The organism is Senimuribacter intestinalis (assembly GCF_943192965.1).
In the GTDB taxonomy this organism is placed as follows: Bacteria; Bacillota; Clostridia; order Peptostreptococcales; family Anaerovoracaceae; genus Senimuribacter; species Senimuribacter intestinalis.
The window spans coordinates 130,081-147,705 of record NZ_CALPCF010000003.1; the positions used below are offsets into that span (position 1 = coordinate 130,081).

14 protein-coding genes and 2 pseudogenes are annotated in these 17,625 nt (G+C 43.9%); 1 reads left to right on the forward strand and 15 read right to left on the reverse strand.

Translation table 11 applies throughout. The annotated features are described in order from the left end of the window. Nucleotides 1-11: 11 nt before the first annotated feature. The 14 genes and pseudogenes from NFR88_RS04025 to NFR88_RS04090 all read right to left on the reverse strand — a co-directional run bounded on the left by NFR88_RS04025 (nucleotide 12) and on the right by NFR88_RS04090 (nucleotide 14,888). Nucleotides 12-386: a PadR family transcriptional regulator gene (locus tag NFR88_RS04025; protein WP_160200591.1), complete on the reverse strand. Its 375-nt coding sequence runs from the start codon at nucleotides 384-386 to the stop codon at nucleotides 12-14. A gap of 9 nt (nucleotides 387-395) precedes the next feature. Then, nucleotides 396-722, reverse strand: a complete 327-nt coding sequence (gene pylSn, locus NFR88_RS04030; protein WP_160200592.1) for a pyrrolysine--tRNA(Pyl) ligase small subunit — start codon at nucleotides 720-722, stop codon at nucleotides 396-398. After that, nucleotides 722-1,639, reverse strand: coding sequence for a CobW family GTP-binding protein (locus NFR88_RS04035; RefSeq protein ID WP_161909200.1), 918 nt, complete (start codon nucleotides 1,637-1,639; stop codon nucleotides 722-724). The genes pylSn and NFR88_RS04035 overlap by 1 nt, the downstream gene beginning before the upstream one ends. A gap of 611 nt (nucleotides 1,640-2,250) precedes the next feature. Continuing rightward, entirely contained in the window at nucleotides 2,251-3,066 is an 816-nt protein-coding gene (pylD, locus tag NFR88_RS04040) for a 3-methylornithyl-N6-L-lysine dehydrogenase PylD (RefSeq protein ID WP_160200594.1), read from the reverse strand. A gap of 27 nt (nucleotides 3,067-3,093) precedes the next feature. Next, entirely contained in the window at nucleotides 3,094-3,936 is an 843-nt protein-coding gene (gene pylSc / locus NFR88_RS04045) for a pyrrolysine--tRNA(Pyl) ligase large subunit (RefSeq protein ID WP_161909202.1), read from the reverse strand. 88 nt (nucleotides 3,937-4,024) lie between these two features. Next, nucleotides 4,025-5,143, reverse strand: a complete 1,119-nt coding sequence (gene pylC / locus NFR88_RS04050; protein WP_251613674.1) for a 3-methylornithine--L-lysine ligase PylC — start codon at nucleotides 5,141-5,143, stop codon at nucleotides 4,025-4,027. Beyond that, nucleotides 5,140-6,162, reverse strand: a complete 1,023-nt coding sequence (gene pylB, locus NFR88_RS04055; protein ID WP_251613676.1) for a methylornithine synthase PylB — start codon at nucleotides 6,160-6,162, stop codon at nucleotides 5,140-5,142. The genes pylC and pylB overlap by 4 nt, the downstream gene beginning before the upstream one ends. Before the next feature lie 49 nt (nucleotides 6,163-6,211). Beyond that, nucleotides 6,212-8,029 (reverse strand): ASKHA domain-containing protein, encoded by a 1,818-nt coding sequence (locus NFR88_RS04060; RefSeq protein ID WP_161909205.1) that lies wholly within the window; start codon nucleotides 8,027-8,029, stop codon nucleotides 6,212-6,214. A gap of 12 nt (nucleotides 8,030-8,041) precedes the next feature. Continuing rightward, nucleotides 8,042-8,752: a hypothetical protein gene (locus tag NFR88_RS04065; RefSeq protein WP_251613678.1), complete on the reverse strand. Its 711-nt coding sequence runs from the start codon at nucleotides 8,750-8,752 to the stop codon at nucleotides 8,042-8,044. Nucleotides 8,753-8,825: 73 nt separating this feature from the next. Next, complete coding sequence (locus tag NFR88_RS04070; protein ID WP_160200600.1) at nucleotides 8,826-10,193, reverse strand: uroporphyrinogen decarboxylase family protein; 1,368 nt, start codon at nucleotides 10,191-10,193, stop codon at nucleotides 8,826-8,828. A gap of 17 nt (nucleotides 10,194-10,210) precedes the next feature. Next, nucleotides 10,211-10,888, reverse strand: coding sequence for a cobalamin B12-binding domain-containing protein (locus NFR88_RS04075; protein ID WP_251613681.1), 678 nt, complete (start codon nucleotides 10,886-10,888; stop codon nucleotides 10,211-10,213). A gap of 356 nt (nucleotides 10,889-11,244) precedes the next feature. Further along, nucleotides 11,245-12,681, reverse strand: a pseudogene (gene mtbB / locus NFR88_RS04080) ([dimethylamine--corrinoid protein] Co-methyltransferase). 23 nt (nucleotides 12,682-12,704) lie between these two features. Beyond that, nucleotides 12,705-14,189, reverse strand: a pseudogene (gene mttB / locus NFR88_RS04085) ([trimethylamine--corrinoid protein] Co-methyltransferase). 51 nt (nucleotides 14,190-14,240) lie between these two features. Next, nucleotides 14,241-14,888 (reverse strand): cobalamin B12-binding domain-containing protein, encoded by a 648-nt coding sequence (locus NFR88_RS04090; protein ID WP_160200605.1) that lies wholly within the window; start codon nucleotides 14,886-14,888, stop codon nucleotides 14,241-14,243. Between the two features lie 286 nt (nucleotides 14,889-15,174). Here NFR88_RS04090 and NFR88_RS04095 point away from each other — a divergent pair, with 286 nt between their 5' ends. Then, a complete protein-coding gene (locus tag NFR88_RS04095) occupies nucleotides 15,175-16,464 on the forward strand; it encodes an AraC family transcriptional regulator (RefSeq protein ID WP_161909207.1) in 1,290 nt (429 codons plus the stop codon). A gap of 390 nt (nucleotides 16,465-16,854) precedes the next feature. Here the strand turns inward: NFR88_RS04095 and NFR88_RS04100 are convergent, their stop codons facing one another. Then, entirely contained in the window at nucleotides 16,855-17,607 is a 753-nt protein-coding gene (locus NFR88_RS04100) for an amino acid ABC transporter ATP-binding protein (protein ID WP_251613897.1), read from the reverse strand. Nucleotides 17,608-17,625 lie beyond the last annotated feature (18 nt).

Sequence of the window (17,625 nt, forward strand, 5' to 3'; positions counted from 1 at the left end):
TTTATATGCACTTAAATCGAATGGTGAATCATTTCAATCAGCTGATGAATATAGCTTTCATAATCAGAAAGCGCCTGCGCCCAGTTGGCAAGACAACCCTTTCCCTCGGGTGTGATGCTGAAAATTCGTTTAGGTTTTCCCGCATCGTCCAAATCCTCAAGCTCCCATTTGGAAGTCAAAAGTCCGGAGCTTTCCATTTTTTTCAAATATCTGTACACACCTGTCGCATCAGGTACTTTGTCTGCGAACCTTGGAATCTTCCCGATTTCTTTCAGGATTGCAAAACCGTGCATATCGCCACCCTGCAGTAAAATGCAAAGGATCAATGGTTGTAATAACTTATCCAAATTCTTGCCCTGACAAGGGCAGTCCATATCAATATACATGAAAATCTCCTATTCTTTATGCACTAAATCGCTTCCATAATGAGAATCAAACATGGTCTTAGAATACTTTTCCAGCTTCCACTCAGGAACTTTACACTGCTTGCACGGCTTCAGTGCCCATTTATTCCTCAGCCACCTTGCCGCCCTGGAATTACGAGAATTGTAAAGACGCATGCTTTTTCCGCAATGGGTCGTAATGGTAATGTACTTTCCCGCAAGATCAATCTCTCTAATTCCATGAAGCTGACCGCTTCTCGCCGGCCATAGCTTCATCTTATTGAGTAAAACAAAGAGTTCTACGTTTTTTCGATAGTACCTCTTCTTTGCCTCTGCCATTAAATATAGAACCTTCCTTCCAGAATATTCTTTGCGTTCTCTGTAATCAGACTCATCATCTTAATCCCTACCGATGAAATTACGACGATTTCTGTTTTTTCCTCAGTCTTCCACGGTGTAATAATCAAGTTATTGACCACACCGCTGACTTCCACCGTGCCTTCTTCGATGGTCTGACAGAACCCCTTGATTCTATAGCTGCTGTCAGAAATAGACTTGATAAAAGCGATGAGTTTTTCTTTTTCCACAGGCTGATCTGCCTTGACGATAAAAGTCTGCGGTCTGCTCTCATAAGTGTTGGTTGTATCTTCGCTTCTCACCAGGCTCGGCGCAAAGTTATCTACAATATCTTTAATATCTACGTCGCAGTGGGTTGCCGCATAAATCTTAGTGCTCTCATTGATTTCAGCAATTTTTTCAGCAATTTCTTTAAAAGTTTCGTCATCAATCAAATCCATTTTATTGACAATCACTGCATTGGCATGCTTCACCTGTCTCTCCAGCGCTGGCAGCACTTCTACCAGTTCCAAAAAGTTGCAGGAGTCAGCCACACAGATATTTCCTTTAATCAGGTAATTATCGTTGGTATCCTTCTTAATTCCATCAACGATGTCACCCATGTTGGAAGGATCTGCAAGACCGGACGCCTCAATGAAAAGATATTCAATGTCGGTTTTCGACATCTCAATCAACCCATCTACAAACTTGTCTTTAATGCAAGCACAGAAAATAGAACCATTTGACAGTTCCGCAATATCAATACCATCTCTGCTTACAAGCTTTGCGTCGATGTTAATTTCTCCAAATTCATTAATAATGACGCCGATTTTATGTTCCTGATAGGTGTCTAACAATCGCTGCATCAGCGTGGTCTTGCCTGCACCTAAAAATCCACTGAGCAGTACAATCTGAATCATGGTTTACTCTCCTTCTATGTTAGAATGCCGCTTTTCTTCGGCAACAGTTTTGCATATTCGATGATTTTCACTTAGTTTGCACAATCCTGCGCTGCCGTGTTGTGCATTTTCAGCTTATCTCGTACATTTTGCACAATTCCAGCTTTCAAAGTTTTGCATTTCGGATTAATTATATTCATTTTGCACAACCTTATCCCTGCTAGCATTTACAATTAGGCACATTTAGTCCGTTTTACGCCATTCCCAGTGTATAAAGTTTTGCATTGCTAGGTGTTTTCACTCATTTTGGCACAACCTTGATTCGTTGCGTTGTGCATTTTAAACTAATCTTGTTCATTTTGCACAACCCTTACATTCAAAGTTTTGCATTTCAAATGGCTCCAGCGTATTTTGCACAACCTTATGAAAATCGGCTTTCACCGTAGCTTTCTTCCAATCATGCTTCGCACTTTCAGTGCTCGCACTCTTGGGAAAGCCTGATGTGAGACCTGCCAACGGTTTGCCTTATAGCAAACCGGGTTAGGTCATAATGGCGAGGTGCCCGGGAGTCTCACCCGGCTGCATGGATTTAGAGTCCATGTGATCCATACGATCCGCACCCCACATCAGTTTTATTTACCAAACAAACTTTCTCCGAGCATAATTGCTGTGCCGATTTCCAGATTGTCGTGAACAGACTGCGCTTCAAAAGCTGCAGCTGTCTCTTCATCCATGGAATATGGCACGCCCGGGCTTGCGTAAATGACATCCGCACGCAGATCTTCTCTGTGCAGCCATTCACCTTCATTGGTAAAATCCAAAATATATTGATAATCCTTGATTTCTTCCTTTGTAGAAATAGTCTTTCCTTCAAAATCAGTAATCGCAGCAGGATTGTTGTCATATAAGTCAAAATCTATGCCCATTGCTTTTAAAATTGCTGCAGATTCTCTTCCTACGATACCGTAGCCAATCTGCAGAATCTTTGCCTCAGCAATATTCTCACCTTGTCTTTTCATCATTGCAAGCAGAGTCTTAACAAAGCCCAACGCTGTAGCATAATTATTGTCAGACGCCTTTCCAGAACGGATATTCAGTGCTAAGTATCGGATATCATCAGCAAAGAACAGTACGTCATAGCCACCGAGAGTTGCATCGTAAATTCCGTCTACATCGGTATTAGGCATTACGTCTGCGCAAAATCCCATGGATCTCACAATGGCTGCCACAGACTCGCTGAAACTTCCGATAATCCCTTCACCTTGGGTGATTGGAACTACAGCAACTTTTATGTTCTTTTGTGCCGCAGCTAAATCGAACTTGCTGACACAGAAAGTATCCGCCATAAGTGCAGCAAGATCCATGCCTGTCTTAGCAGCTAAATCCCTGTTATATTCCTCCATGCCATCCAGCATGTAAGTAATCCATTCGGTTCTAAGTCTTGTCATCAGAAATTCCTCTTATCTATCTCAAAATTATACATTCAGCGGCTGACCGTCAATAAAGGCGATACTTCCGCCATAACGTTTGATGGTCTTGCTTTTGTTTAGCGCCATGGTCAGACGCTCAATGCCAAAGCCGATTCCCACCCATGTATCGAACACGCCCCACTGCGCATCGAGAAAATGCGGACCATAGGAGCCGGAAGCGACTTCCATGCCGTTAATCTCAATGTCCAAAGTATGCCCGTAAACAGTGGATTCCTCCACAACAAACTCATATTCATCTTCCGGCACCTGCAGTGCTTCCATGGCACATCTTGCCAGGCGCTTCATTTCCTCAAGCTGTCCGCCTTCTGGAATGGCGGCAAGCTCCACACAGTTGAGCATGGTAAACTCGTTCATGTGCTGCGCTCCTTGAGATTCCTTTCGGAAACAGGAGCCGCGCTCAAAAATCTTAACAGGCTCTCCCGTAATCCGATGAAGTTCTCTCATCACTACATAGAGGTTCGGTGCAAGCATAGGTCTGAGACATCTCTTCTTGTCCAGCCAAAACACCTGCTCTGACAGATGGTGAAACTCATCAATCGTCATCTTCGCAAGCATATCCCTGGTGATAATGGTAGGCGTCACCACCTTGGTAAAACCTTCACCCATCAGCCAGTCTTCCAGACTTCTGCCAACTAGAATATTCTGTGTGATATGCTTCTCATCGAGGAGCGACTTAATCTTGGCACGACTCTCACGAACCAACTCTTTCTCAGCCTTGCGAAAAGCCTGGTCACGCTCTGCCTTTGTTTCAAACTCAGCTTCAATCAGTTCTTTGCTGCCGTTGAGTTCTCCGATTCTTTCTGCCTGTGTTACGGTAAATTTCTCCATAATCAGCACTCCTCTGCAACTTTTCAAAATTCATTCTACCAGTATTGTATCATAGCCAATATTGTTTTGTTAACAATATTTTTTAATTTTATGGTAAGGTTTTTAGATTTCTCAAAATTTGTTCTCTCTGTGCTTCCAATTTCTCCTTTGAATCAGCCCAGTTTACAAAAATGCCGCAGAAATCTCCGTTTTCTTTTTCGTCAAGAAGGCTCACTTTGCTGCCGCAAAAGTCTATTCGTTTCTCCAGCGGTCCGGCATCGCTCATCATATGTTCACCTTCCTGCACAACTGCATCTTTCTCACGGCGATAATGCTCATAGACACTGAATCTTCCCAGATCGCACTGCGGCGTCATAAATTCGCCTTTTACGATGATGTCTGCAAGTTCCGATAGTTCGTTTATTCCCGATGCGTACAGCACCGCAATTGGCGTCTGACTCGGAATTCTGGCATCGATCTCCAGTACCTTAAAGTCCTCGCCGTCGTCGATGACTTCCACATCCATGATGCCGTGCAGCTTGACAAGTTCCGCCAGTTTTTTACCCAGTACAGAAAATTTCGCTTCCTGCTCCTTTGTAATTGGACACGGACAGGTCACTTTGCAACAGTCGTAGAACTGATCCATATGAATCTGCGTCACCGCATAGGTTCTGTAATTGCCCGGAATACCGATGACTTCAATAGAATAGGACGGTCCTTCCAAATACTCCTGTACAATCCAGTTTTCAGGATCCGTACACTTTGCTAAAAACGCCTCTGCATCCTCCCGGCAGCGAGCATATGTCACACCTACTGAACCGCTTTCCCCTGAAGGTTTCATGATATACGGCGCCTTTCCTTTTGGGTAATAGCGAGGTGCCGGAATGCCGTTTTCCAGAAACAGTCTGTCCGACTTTTTCTTGGATTTGGTAATTTCATAGGCTGCTTTGTCGAAAGCAAGGGGCAGACCCTTTTCCTCGCAAATTCTGCAAACCGCCTCAAGCACTCGGTCGTTTTCGTTGGCAGGTAGCACAAAGTCCGCTTCCATCATGGCAGCTATCACAGCTTCATCGCTGGCCGTAATATCCCCGCAGATAAAGCGGTCTGCAAGACCGGCAGCGGGAACATTCGGATTACTATCGATTAAAATGCTCTCAAAACCGCAGGCAGAGGCTAGATATACCGCCTCTGTTCCCTGCAGCTTTCCTCCGATAATTGCGACCTTCATGGGCGCACCTGCCGAAGGAATGCTTCGTATTCTTCTTTGCTTGCAATGCGCAGTCCCATTTCATCCAGAATAGAAGCTGCTTCTTCCACAGTTCTACCACCTTCATCTACATCCATAGTACTGTGGGCAACCCCCATAAAGCCGGATTTAGGAGGAATAATGGAAGTAATCAGATTAGCGCCTGCATTGATCCGATCCTTTAAGCCCCTTATGCCGTCCACATCCAAAGACGCCGGAATCAGGGCACTCGGATACAAAAGTCTCATCAGAGCGATAATCTTCAGCTCCTCAATTCGGTCTGGAGTCTTGCAGTCTTCCATCGGACTTCCCTCTTGGGGAATAAAGCTCATGACGCGCACCTGTCTCGCGCCGATTTCACCCATAGTCAAAAGAGAATCCACGATATCCTCGCTCGTTTCGCCAATGCCTGCAAGAAGCCCCTCTTCGATGTAAATCCCCTTCTCCTTCGCGTAAAGCTTCGCATTCATACGAGCATCGTAATCCTGTCCAACTCTCATCTTCGCATAAAGTTCTCTGTTGTGGGTTTCCTGATAAAGCGCATAAAAATCCGCTCCTGCTTCTGCAAATTTATCGATAATATTGTGATTTACCACACCCGGTGAAATCATCACCGGCGTATCATAAACATCTTTTATCTCTTTAATAATCTGACAGACAGTTTCAAAGTCCTCAGCATGATATTGCGGATCCTCTCCCATGGTCAAATCAATGAGATTGACGCCGGAGTCAATCAAGGACTTTGAAATAGCAAGAACCTCGTCTTTATTCTTTCTGTATCTCTCGATTTTGTTAGAATTTCTGTAATAACAGAAGTTGCAGTTATTTCTGCAATAGGTCGTAAAATACACAAATCCATATGCAAAGATTTTATTACCCTGCACTTCCTTTCGGATTTTCCGCGCATGACTGAATAAAGCCTGTAAAATCTCAGGATCATCTGAAGCCATGATACGCAGCAGTTCTTCTTTGGAATAATCTTTTCTGCTAAAATCTAACATGATTTCCTCCGTCTCGTCTTTTTTGTCAATCCTTTCTCACAAGCAAGCATTAAAACATCATTGCCATCATATACTGATCCTGAAAATCGCTTCTTGCTGCAAGCTCGATATGCTCGATTCTTCTTGCCGCCACCTCTGCTTCTTCTTTGCTTCTTTCTGAAAGGAGAATCATGGAAGCGCCGATACCTGCGGAATTTCCAAGAGAGTAAATCTTTTCCTCTGCAATTTTCGGCAGCAGACCGATATTGATTGCACTGGTGTTTCTGATGTAGTTGCCGAAAGCACCTGCGATACTGATTTTTTCAAGAGTATCTTTGGTGATTCCGATTTCTTTCATCATGATCGTAATGCCAGCAGAAATAGCCGCCTTTGCAAGCTGCACTTCTCTGACGTCCTTCTGGGTGATGACTACATCACTTTTGCCGTCTTTACTAAAGTATAACACAAAATCATTGGACTTGTCGTCCTCTTTTATATGTTTCAGGATATTTTCTGAAATGCCCTTCTTTGCCAGCTTTTCTCTTCCAAGAAGTCTGCCTGATTTATCCACGATACCGGTACGAATCAGCTCACCTACAGCATCGATAATGCCGGATCCGCAAATACCGATTGGCTCTGCATCGCCAATAACCGCAATCTCTACACGATCCTTTAGAATGTCCACTCTCTCAATGGCGCCTCTTGCAGCACGCATACCCTGTTTGATGGAACTTCCCTCAAAAGCAGGACCTGCCGCTGTGGAGCAAGCTACCGCTCTTCCGTTTCCGGTCAGTACGATTTCACCGTTGGTGCCGATATCGATAAAAAGGTGTCCTTTATCGCAGTCCATCAAATCGTTTGTGATAATGCCCGCTGTAATATCGGAGCCCACATGACCTGCAATATTGCCAGCCACGTGTACTTGCGCATCTTTATGCCCTGTCAGCGCCAGCTCTTCGCATCTTGCAGAGAGACCTTCAGTAAATACTGGTGTAAACGGCGATACCGCCAGCTGGGCAGGATTTACACCGAGGAAAATATGGCTCATTGTCGTATTGCCTACTACCACGTACTGATATATATTTGCAGGGTTAAAGTGGTGCTCCGCAGCAAAGCCTTCCACCGCCTTATTGATACAATCGATAATAACGTCGTGAATCACATCCAGATTGCCTTCTTTTTCCATTACAAACGTGATTCTGGAAATAACATCGGCACCGTATGCCCCCTGCGGGTTAGTAGATGCAGAAACATCCATCATCTCACCTGTCTGTACATTCCAAAGCATAACAACCGCTGTAGTCGTACCAATATCCACTGCAACGCCGTAATTTTCAGAAGTGGTGTCTCCAGCTTCCAAATCAATCATTTCATCGCCGCGAAGAGTTGCTGTAACCAGATTGCCAGCTTTAAGCACTTCCGGGATTTTTTTCGTTACAGAAAAAGTACAGCTGAGGTTCTCAAAGCCCAGCGCTTCAATCATTCTCTCCGCATCGCTTCTCTGATCGTTGATGTCAGACGCCTGCACTTCCACACAGATTTTTTCTACCTGCGGCACTTTTTCAAAGCCTTCCGGCAGATGAATCAGCTTTTTCTTTCTGGAAGCTGTAGTTTCAGACTCCGGCATTTCGATGATCATGCCCTCAGATACGGGATGACAGCATGCCAGTCTCCACCCTGCCTCAATTTCATTTTCAGACAGTTTGTGGTGATGGTCATTTACGGTCTGTCTATCGCCTTCAATAATCTTTACTTTGCACTTTCCGCAGGTTCCCATACCTGCACAGTTTCCGTCTATATTTACGCCGGCTTTCACCGCTGCCTGCAAAATGGTTTCGCCAGCTTCTGCTTCCCAAGTTATGTTCTGTGGTAAAAAAGTAATTTTCATAGCTACCTCCCTCTAATTCGTCTCAGCTTCCGCTCTAACTGCACAAAATTGACATCCAGAAGCATTGCCCCTACACTGCATACACTCCGGTTCTGCCTTTACGCCCTGCCTATTCAGTACCAAATATAAACCAGCACAAGTTTTCTGCGGAATCATCAGTCCGCTGTCCTTCACCCAAACCCCGATGGAATCTCCGTCCAATATATTAAAAAATTTTTTGGATTCTATGACCGGCATACCGAAGTATCCCGGACCAAACTCATCGGATAAATACAGATCTCGCTTTGGAAACCTCTGCTTCAAATCCTCTAGAAGTCTTGTTTTCAAGATTTCAACTCCAGCATCTACATAATTCGTTCCCCAAATATCAGCATATAAAAAATCCATTATATTTTCTTCACTGGAAAAAAGACATTCACCAACGGTGAGCATATAGAAGTAAACACCCTCTACCCACTCTTTGGGAATCTGTTCGAAATAGTTGCAGTAGATTTGCGTATCTCCTATTTGCACCTTGCTGTCGTGATAAACTTCACTGCCATAATACGACACCAGGGCATCGATTTTGATGCCGTCTATCCCCTGGTTTCTCACATCCATGCCCATCTTCATCATGCGCTGATGCTTTTCGGTTTCCAGATTAAACCCGCAAGTTCTGATAAAGCGCTTCTCTGCCAGCGGAAACGCTTTCGCCTCTTCTATAGATATTTTTTGATTTTTCATACCTTGCCTCGCTGAACAAAATAATAAGGTGATAGACCACCGGCCTACCACCTTACCAATCATTCAAAGTGATTTATTTCTTTAATTTAGCCTGTGCTTCTTTTACAGATGCAACTAATTCATCCTTGGAAGGGATGATGGAAATATATTTCTGCTCACCGTTAATGCACATAGTCGGCAGATTTGCAATGCCCATCTTTCTGGTTCTTGCGATATCATCTTTGATGAAGTATTTGTATACTCTGTATTCTGCCATATCCTTCAGATCATCCCAGTTGTCTTCTACGGAAGCCAGCATGTAGGTGCAGGCTGCGCACTGTTCAGGGTCGAGCAGGAACAACTCGATGAGAACCTTATCCAGGTTTTCATAGTCAGGAATTTCGATGTTGGAATCATCGATGACAGTTTCGTAGTTTTTAATTAATTCTCTGGTGCTGTCAGGATTCTTCACTGCCTGTGCGCAAGCGATTGTATTTTCAATCGGTGTATCATAAGGCATGTCGCATCCCGGAGCAATAATCAAGTTCTTATGGTTATCAATGGAGTCAATCAGATCAATAACGCCCTTCATGTTGTCTTCCTGATTACCGTGCAGCATGGTAGTAGTAAGTGGAATGTTACCACCAATAGTAACGTTGTACTGGTCAGTAACTTTCTTAGCTTCTGCCAAGTTAACGTTTTCGTCAACAGAAACGCCATCCGGGTTCATCTTGCACATTACTTCGATCTGCTTAGTAGCATTACCACATACGAAGAATGCAGAGTAAGCACCTCTGGATCTTACATAGTCAAATACTGCTTTGAATCCATCAGACAGCATCTTTTCGATGTGCTTAGGGGATACCTGGGATACCAGCGGGTCGACTACTGCGATAACATCCATACCAGCATCGATGTACATCTTAGCCATAGCAATGGAAACCTCAGCACAATAGTTTACCAGTTCCTTTACGTAGTTGGAGTCACCTACCATATCCATAAAGATATCAGTACCACGCAGGTGAGATGCTAAAGTGAATGGTCCGCAAATCAGACCATACAGAGCAGTGTCTTCACCAATTGCTTCTTTGACTCTTCTCATAGCAGACAGAATCATAGGAAGTCTGCCGTCATTTTCTGTAGGAATCTTGCATTTGCAAGGGATAGTCTTTTCTGCTGCCAGCGGATGGCTCTTTACTGAAGGCGGATTGTTCTCAGCCCACATCAGGTCACATCCCAGAATTTCTGCTTCAACCTGCAGGTCGAAGATGACAGGAAGTCCATCCGGTGTATATAATTTGTTTGCTTCAATCAAGCATTCTACCAATTTGTCTTCATCTCTTAAAACTTCTTCTGCAGTGTAGCCCTTCAGTTTACCAACGTGCACACCTGCAAAAGGCACCCAAGGAAGTTCCTTGGTTTCTTCATGTCTCAGCGCCTGAAAAATAAGTTCTTTGCCCATTTTATTTTCCTCCACATTTACGAATTCTTTTCTTGCTCTTCTTTTTCTTTCATAAGCTGAAGTGCTACCTTAACCGCTTCAATGGCATCTTCACTGTAGCCGCCGGCGCCAATTTTCTTAGCCCAGCGCGGTGTACACGGCGCTCCTCCAACCATGGTAATAAAGCTTTCTTTTTCGCCGGTTTCCATCAGAAGCTTCTCCAGCTTCTTCTGTTCTGTCATAGTAGAGGTGAGCAGCGCACTGGTGCCTATAATATCTGCTTTATATCGTCTGGCCTCTTCAATAATCGTCTCAACGGGAACTTCGCACCCAAGATCGATTACCTCAAATCCCGCTGTCCGCAAGGTAGAAGCCACGATACCTTTGCCTATATCGTGTACATCACCCGCTACGGTAGCCAGTAAGATTCTTCCTCTTTTCTCAGGAACCGGTCTTTCATTTTCATTTAATAAATCTAGAATTGTGTTTGTCACACTCTTCATCACTTCTGCCGCGTAGATCAATTCAGGCAGAGACAGAGCACCTCTATCAAATAGTGAACCTATCTCGTCATTGCCGGCACCAAACCCAGACAGCAGTAAATCCAGGAGATCAAATTCTGCGTTCTTTGCCTCCTCGATAATACGCAGAGCTTTTGCCTCATCAGCATCAACAATGGCATCTTTCGCTCTTCTGAATAAATCCTGCTTATCCAAATATGCGCCTCCTTTACATACGTGTGAATAGAAAAATAACAAATTTATAGTCTTTCTTATTCTATCACACAAATTTAGAATTTGCTATAGAATTTTTGTAAGATTATTCTCTGTTTTCTGCTGATTATTTTAGCAGCTGCGTTTTATCTTCACATATCTTATCATATTGCAACAGGTTACTGAATTTGAACTATTCTAAAATTCAGTAATTTCAAGTTTAATAATATGGAATAGGCTTACTCCTTGCAAACCTATTCCATTTTATATTTTTTGTAATTTGAGTCGTCTACTCAATCAGACTGTTGTTTTGCGTCCAGCCTACTCCTTGCAGACTGTTCGGTCAAAGAAACTTCTGATTATTTAATGCCGGCTCTTTCTTTGAATCTTTCAACGGAGTTGATCTTGATGTCAAGAACTTCAGCGATTCTGAACTTAGCTGCCATACCGTTGTTTTCTTCTGCGCAAGGCTCAACGTGTGTCAGACCAAGACCAAGGTCAGTTCTCTTATCGGTCATAGTCACGATGTCATGTAATTCATCGAGAGATACGCCGAGTTTTTCAGCTACATACGCTTTGGCTTCGTCGATTTTCATCTTTTCAGCAAGCTGCATACGTAATACCAGATCTCCGGCAGTACGAACGCCGCCCATACCAGCACAAATTGAGTGTGTAGCTTCAGCTCCTACAGGGTCACCTACGCCTACCTAGAACCCGTCGACTTTGCCTATTTCTACTAAGGCTTTGTCGGCTCTGGAAATCATATCAGAAGGCATATTTTCTACCATTGGAACGCCGCATACACCCATACCAACGTTTGCGTGTACCGGAATGTTTGCAACAGCAGTACAAGCTTTGATGAATGTGCAAACTCTTGCAATGTTCCAAGGGAAAGTCTTGTTGCAGTTGGTGTTTACTACTGCACCAAAGATGCTTGCGCCAGCTTTTTCTACCAGTTTAACCTGGTCATGCGGATAAAGACCAGCCAGTCTCTTTCCGTCGTATTTCAGTTTGCCGTGCATACCCAGTACGAATTCGCCCGCCATACCGATTTCAACGCCCATATCTGGGAACTGTTTTTTAATCTCTTCGCAAGCCTGCAGAGCAGCTAAGAAGTCTGCGTCGCCAGCAGCTCCGGAAGTATCTAAGTTGATACCATCAGCACCAACATCGTACATCTGTTTTGCAACGTATACGATATCTTTTACTGCGTGCGGAATTGCATCTTCCTGCGCAGCCATTGCTTCTTTGATCTGTCCCAGCGGCAACAGTTCTGCCCAGTTTTCTACAGGACCATCTGGTTTCGTGTAGAAACCAAGGTTAGTCATAGCACCGTAGAACAACGGCATAGTACTGATGTTCAAAGCCTGCTTCAGGGCGCCAGCTTCACGCTGCGCAACGCCTTTTGCAGTCTTGTAGTTGTAGTCGGAGTTACCAACGTCTACAGAGTCAACACCCAGACATCTTTCGTAAATGAGAACCTCATTGTCCTTTACGATAGGAATCTGGCTCTTGATGTTCAATTTGTAAGCGCCGGAGTCATTGGTCAGTACAATCTGTTTTCCAGGTTCTACACCAACGATGCTGCCCGGCATTGTGATGATATCGTAAAGATGCTCGACTTCTTCATCAGTAAGAGGGTCAATTTTGCCTCTCTTTACAGCATCTGCAATACCTTCAGCCATGTCCGCACGGATTTCGGCTTCTGTCATATATACGACGGAACCGTCACCCATACGGGTAAAGTATTTCTTTTCTTCAGCCATATCGAATCCTTCCTTTCCTGTGATATTCATTTGAAAAAAAATCTTAAACGGGATTAGTGTTTCTTCGCTTCAAACTTAGCTAATTCTTCAGCTTCTTCTTCCCCTTCAACTACGATGTCATGAATCCTCTTCTTAACATCTTCTGGAAGTGGTTCTGGCTTATAATTTTCTAAGATGTCGATTGCCTTAGCTCTGGTCGCTTCGGTCATCGTCATAGCGCCTTTCTTTTCCCAGGTTTCTCTCTGTGTACGGTCGATGTACTGTGTCGTAGACAGTTCCTGTCTCATGTACTTTCTGGTATGCTTATGTGCTAAGTAATTGTTAGCAGGTCCTACTGCTTTAATTACGTCAAGCGCCATTGTATCCTGATTTACAGGAATTCCCTGCAGAATTCTTCTGGTCATTCTTACGATTTCTGCATCAGTCAACAGCTGCTCATAGCTCATGGTCATACCCATTTCCATCATACCCATACCATAGATGACGTTGCTTCCTGTCAGTGCAGGCAGCATGTTAGTCATGGTCTTTTCATGTCCTAACTGAACGTCGAAGCACTTACCGTCAGCCTACGTGCCGCCTACATTGGTAGGAATGCCGTAGTAGTGACCCAGCTGTCCTACTGCTGCAGAACACATTGCGTGCTCAGGCGCACCGACTGGAGACTGTGCAGTCTTCATATCCATGATAGTCGTGGAAGATCCGTAGAGAATCTTGTTTCCTGGATTTACGATCTGTGCAAGTACGATACCTCCCAGGATTTCTGCGTTGGTGCAAACCAGTGTACCTGCAAGAGTTGCCGGTGTGGTAGCACCGCAAAGCCCCATGGACAGAATGTCGATTGGCAGACCGTGTCTAGCGGACAGAATGATGATGCTGGTTTCATTTTCATTGATTTCCAGCGGGCTGTTCGGGCAAGCGCCCATCGCAACGATCGGTCTTTCTCTCAGCTTATCATAACCGCCCTGAATGGCTGCAGCCATGTCGATAAATCTCTGTGTATTCTTTACACCCTCAAGGTCGTGTGCAAAGTTCTTGGTCAGGTTGTTGAATACAACTTCTGCTTCGTGCAGGGAACGAACCTTCTGGTTTACATCACCTGCGGTTACAGCGATAGAGAATACGTCGATTTCTGGAATCGCGTCAATAAATCTTGCTACATTCCCCAGGTCTTCTTTGGTGGATTCTCTCAGTTCTCCTGTGTAAGGGTCAAAGATGAATACGCCTGTACCAAAGTTCTTGTATGCAACTTTCTTACCACCGATCAAAGTATCTTTGTCAGGAGTTCTACCGCAAAGAGTGAACTCTGCAGGACATTTTTCGATTGCATCGTTTACCAGATTTCTAGGGAATTTTACTCTGTCGTTTTCATAATCAACTTCACAGCCAGCGCCGGCTAAGATGTCTAACGCTTCTTTTCCATGCATCTGAAGGCCGTAGTCTTCCATCAGCTGGAGGGTCGCTTCGTGAAGTGCGTCTAAATCATCATTGGATAAAATGTTATATCCTGTGATGTCAGTTTCGTGGATAAATTTACCCATCTCACTTACCTCCAATATTTATTCAGTTACTATCAGTTACGGTTGTCCGGCTTACAGTTTTGCAATCCAGTCCATGATGAAGTTTACTGTATCGGAAGCGTCTTCGCAATAAGCGTCAGCACCGATTTTTTCTGCCCAACGATTGGTTACAGGAGCGCCGCCTACCATAGTCTTAACTTTATCTCTGATGCCAGCTTCTTTCAGCGCATCTTCGATGTCCTTCTGTACTGTCATTGTAGTAGTTAAAAGAGCAGAGCTTCCTACAAATTCAGCGTTGTGCTCGATTGCAGCATCAACAAAGTTCTGTGCAGGAACTTCTCTTCCTAGGTCAATCACTTCTACACCATTGGTCTTAACCAGGGATGCAACGATACCTTTACCGATGTCGTGTACGTCTCCTTCTACAGTACCGATTACTAAAGTACCAGCGGATTTAACTTCGGACATGTCCATCTTGCCTTCGATTTCAGCACTTACTGCCTTCATAACTTCTGTTGCGAAGATCAGTTCTGGCAGGAAGATTTCTCCCATTCCGAACAGGTCGCCTAATTCCTTCATACCTGCGGAATATCCGTCGCTCAGTAATTCAACCAGATCTACACCTTCAGCTTCAGCTTCAGCCAGGGCTTCCATAGCGATATCTTCGTCAGCTTCAACGATTGACTGCTTTGCTTTTTCCATGATTGCTTCTTTGCTCATTCTTGTTACCTCCAAATTATTAATTAAAAACTAAAATAATAAAGACTATGCTTTTTATACTCTCATTGTACAGGTTTTAAACGAGTGCGGTATATAGAACTTTTTAGAAATTTTAGTACTATTTTTGTCACCCTCAAAAAAGTAATATTTTTATATTTCTTTGCCGCCTTATATAAATTGGAATTGTTTTTACTTTCTGCCTGTGCTATAATGTGAATGAAAATTTTTATAAAAAATTGTATATTTTTTACATAATGTGAAACCGACGAAAGGGAGTGTATTTGTTATGAAAAACTTTGTAATTCCAAGCCTTGACACACCCAATGCAGAAACTTTGTCAGAGTACTTGAATACTTCTTTAGAAGCTTTTTCAGATATTACAGACATACCTGTTACCTATTTTAACAACCACGACCAAATTATAAAAGAATTCAAAACTGAAGATAAAATTTGTAATATCTTCAGTATTTATAAAAAAGAAGACAGTCCATGTCGAAAGAACCTAGCTTCCGCCGGACAATTTGCCTCTCGTCTCGGAGAACCCTATATCTTTCTTTGCAAAGCCGGTCTTGCTAACATCGCAATTTCACTGATTATCGACGAAGTATTCGCCGGTTATTTCGTTGCAGGTCCTGTTATCATGGGGGAACTCCGAAACAGCACTGCATCTAGCTTCGCCAACCTCAATGCGCTGGACGAGCAGGCTGCCGCTATGGCAAAGATGTTCGCAGGCAAGATGAAAGTATATCATCCTAGTCAGATTTCACAAATTGCACTGCTGTTTTACAATTGTATCATCACATCAGTATCTGGCAGCGACGATTACAGTGCACTGCGCAACCAATACAGTGAGCAGAATAAGATTAATATCGACATTCAACACTATAAAAAAGAGCATCTCACTGTAGAATACCCTTACGACTTAGAAAAAGTCCTAATCGACAATGTCAGCAACGGACAGGTTGCTGCCGCAAAAGAAAATGTAGCCAAACTGCTCAGCACCTTCTCCATTTTGGAAGCGGGCAATATGGAAGGAATCAAGGCAAAAGTTCTCTGGCTCTTTGCCATCATTATCCGAATCGCCAGCGAAAGCGACAGCAATCTCAATCAGGTCATCGACACCGACCTTGACATCATCAACAGACTCAGCGAAACTGACAGCTACAATGAGCTGCTTTCTGTATCAGAGTCTCTAATCGAGATGATTACAAAGAACATGCTGACTTCTATTTATAATGGACGTTCCCAGATAGTAACCAAAGCACTGCAGTTCATCAACAAAAACTACAAGGAGAAAATTTCCCTAAAGGACATCGAGACCAATCTCCATGTCAACTCTTCTTACTTTTCCACCTTGTTCAAACAAGAAATGGGTGTGACCTTTACTGATTATCTTAACACCTTAAAGATAGAACATGCATGCAATCTTTTGGCAAATACCAATTTAAGCATTATCGATGTTTCCTTGTCCACAGGTTTTGATGACCAGAGCTATTTCACCAAAGTATTTAAAAAAGCCAAGGGCATGACACCGAAAGCTTATCGTGCCGCCCACGGCATAGTGGAAGAAATTTAAGGGCTGGCAACTAACAGCTAGTTACAACCGGAGCAACTGAGCATGGGGCGGTCATAGTTAGCGGAAATGCATATATTTGCAAAAATCCCCCAAAATATGCACAGCGCTCTGCATATATTTTGAAAAAATCCTTAAAATATGTACATTTAAAGCTGGAAAAGGACGATTTTTCTGTTTCTTTGCCAGCTTTCTCCGTTTTTGCGATGTCATTATGCATATAAGAAGTGTTTCCTACAAAAATATGCACACGATTGTGCATATTACCGGCAAAATCACTAAAAATATGCACGTTCTCTCACAACAAAGAGTTCCGCGGACGCCCCACGGCGCCCATCTGCAAAAGTCCAAAAGCCGCCGGCATAACCACCGGCGGCTCATTTTAAATATGTATTAAATTTTTTCCTGCGACTTTTGCAGGAACGCGCGGGTGCGCGCAGACTTTGGATGATCAAAGACTTCCTCTGGCGTGCCCATTTCTTCAATGAGTCCATCCGCCATAAAGATGACTTTATCCGCCACGCTTCTGGCAAACTCCATCTCGTGGGTAACAACAATCATAGTGCTGTCACTGCCTTTGAGTCCTTTGATTACTTTCAGTACCTCGCCAGTCAGTTCCGGGTCCAGCGCCGACGTCGGCTCGTCGAAACACAAAATATCTGGATCCATCACCAGAGCGCGAGCAATTGCCACACGCTGCTGCTGTCCGCCAGAGAGCTGGCAAGGATAGTTTTCCAGCTTATCGGTCAAACCGACCCGTTCAATGGTTTTGAGCGCATGTTCTTTAATGTCTGCCGCCGTGCTGATCTTCAAAAGTTCCGGCGCCAAGGTTACGTTGCGCAGCACGTTATACTGCGGAAACAGGTTGAAAGACTGAAATACCAAACCGAAGTGAAGCCGGTTCTTTCTGATTTCGGCTTCGTTATAACGATTGGTCACGCCGCCCTCATAAATCACCTCTCCGCCAACGGAAATAGTTCCCTCATCTGCATACTCAAGGAAGTTCAAACAGCGAAGCAGCGTAGTCTTTCCGCCGCCGGAAGAGCCGATAATTGCCAAAACCTCGCCCTTTTCCAGAGAAAAATCGATGCCTTTGAGAACACTGACTTTGCCAAAGCTCTTTTTCAGATTCTTGACTTCTAAAATCGACATATCCTTTCCTCC

Coding starts and splice junctions, on each gene's coding strand:
- NFR88_RS04095 (WP_161909207.1), top strand. CDS start 15,175: ATGAAAAACTTTGTAATTCCAAGCCTTGACACACCCAATGCAGAAACT.
- NFR88_RS04065 (WP_251613678.1), bottom strand. CDS start 8,752: ATGAAAAATCAAAAAATATCTATAGAAGAGGCGAAAGCGTTTCCGCTG.
- pylB (WP_251613676.1), bottom strand. CDS start 6,162: ATGTTAGATTTTAGCAGAAAAGATTATTCCAAAGAAGAACTGCTGCGT.
- NFR88_RS04090 (WP_160200605.1), bottom strand. CDS start 14,888: ATGAGCAAAGAAGCAATCATGGAAAAAGCAAAGCAGTCAATCGTTGAA.
- NFR88_RS04035 (WP_161909200.1), bottom strand. CDS start 1,639: ATGATTCAGATTGTACTGCTCAGTGGATTTTTAGGTGCAGGCAAGACC.
- pylD (WP_160200594.1), bottom strand. CDS start 3,066: ATGACAAGACTTAGAACCGAATGGATTACTTACATGCTGGATGGCATG.
- NFR88_RS04060 (WP_161909205.1), bottom strand. CDS start 8,029: ATGAAAATTACTTTTTTACCACAGAACATAACTTGGGAAGCAGAAGCT.
- pylSn (WP_160200592.1), bottom strand. CDS start 722: ATGGCAGAGGCAAAGAAGAGGTACTATCGAAAAAACGTAGAACTCTTT.
- NFR88_RS04070 (WP_160200600.1), bottom strand. CDS start 10,193: ATGGGCAAAGAACTTATTTTTCAGGCGCTGAGACATGAAGAAACCAAG.
- pylSc (WP_161909202.1), bottom strand. CDS start 3,936: ATGGAGAAATTTACCGTAACACAGGCAGAAAGAATCGGAGAACTCAAC.
- pylC (WP_251613674.1), bottom strand. CDS start 5,143: ATGAAGGTCGCAATTATCGGAGGAAAGCTGCAGGGAACAGAGGCGGTA.
- NFR88_RS04025 (WP_160200591.1), bottom strand. CDS start 386: ATGTATATTGATATGGACTGCCCTTGTCAGGGCAAGAATTTGGATAAG.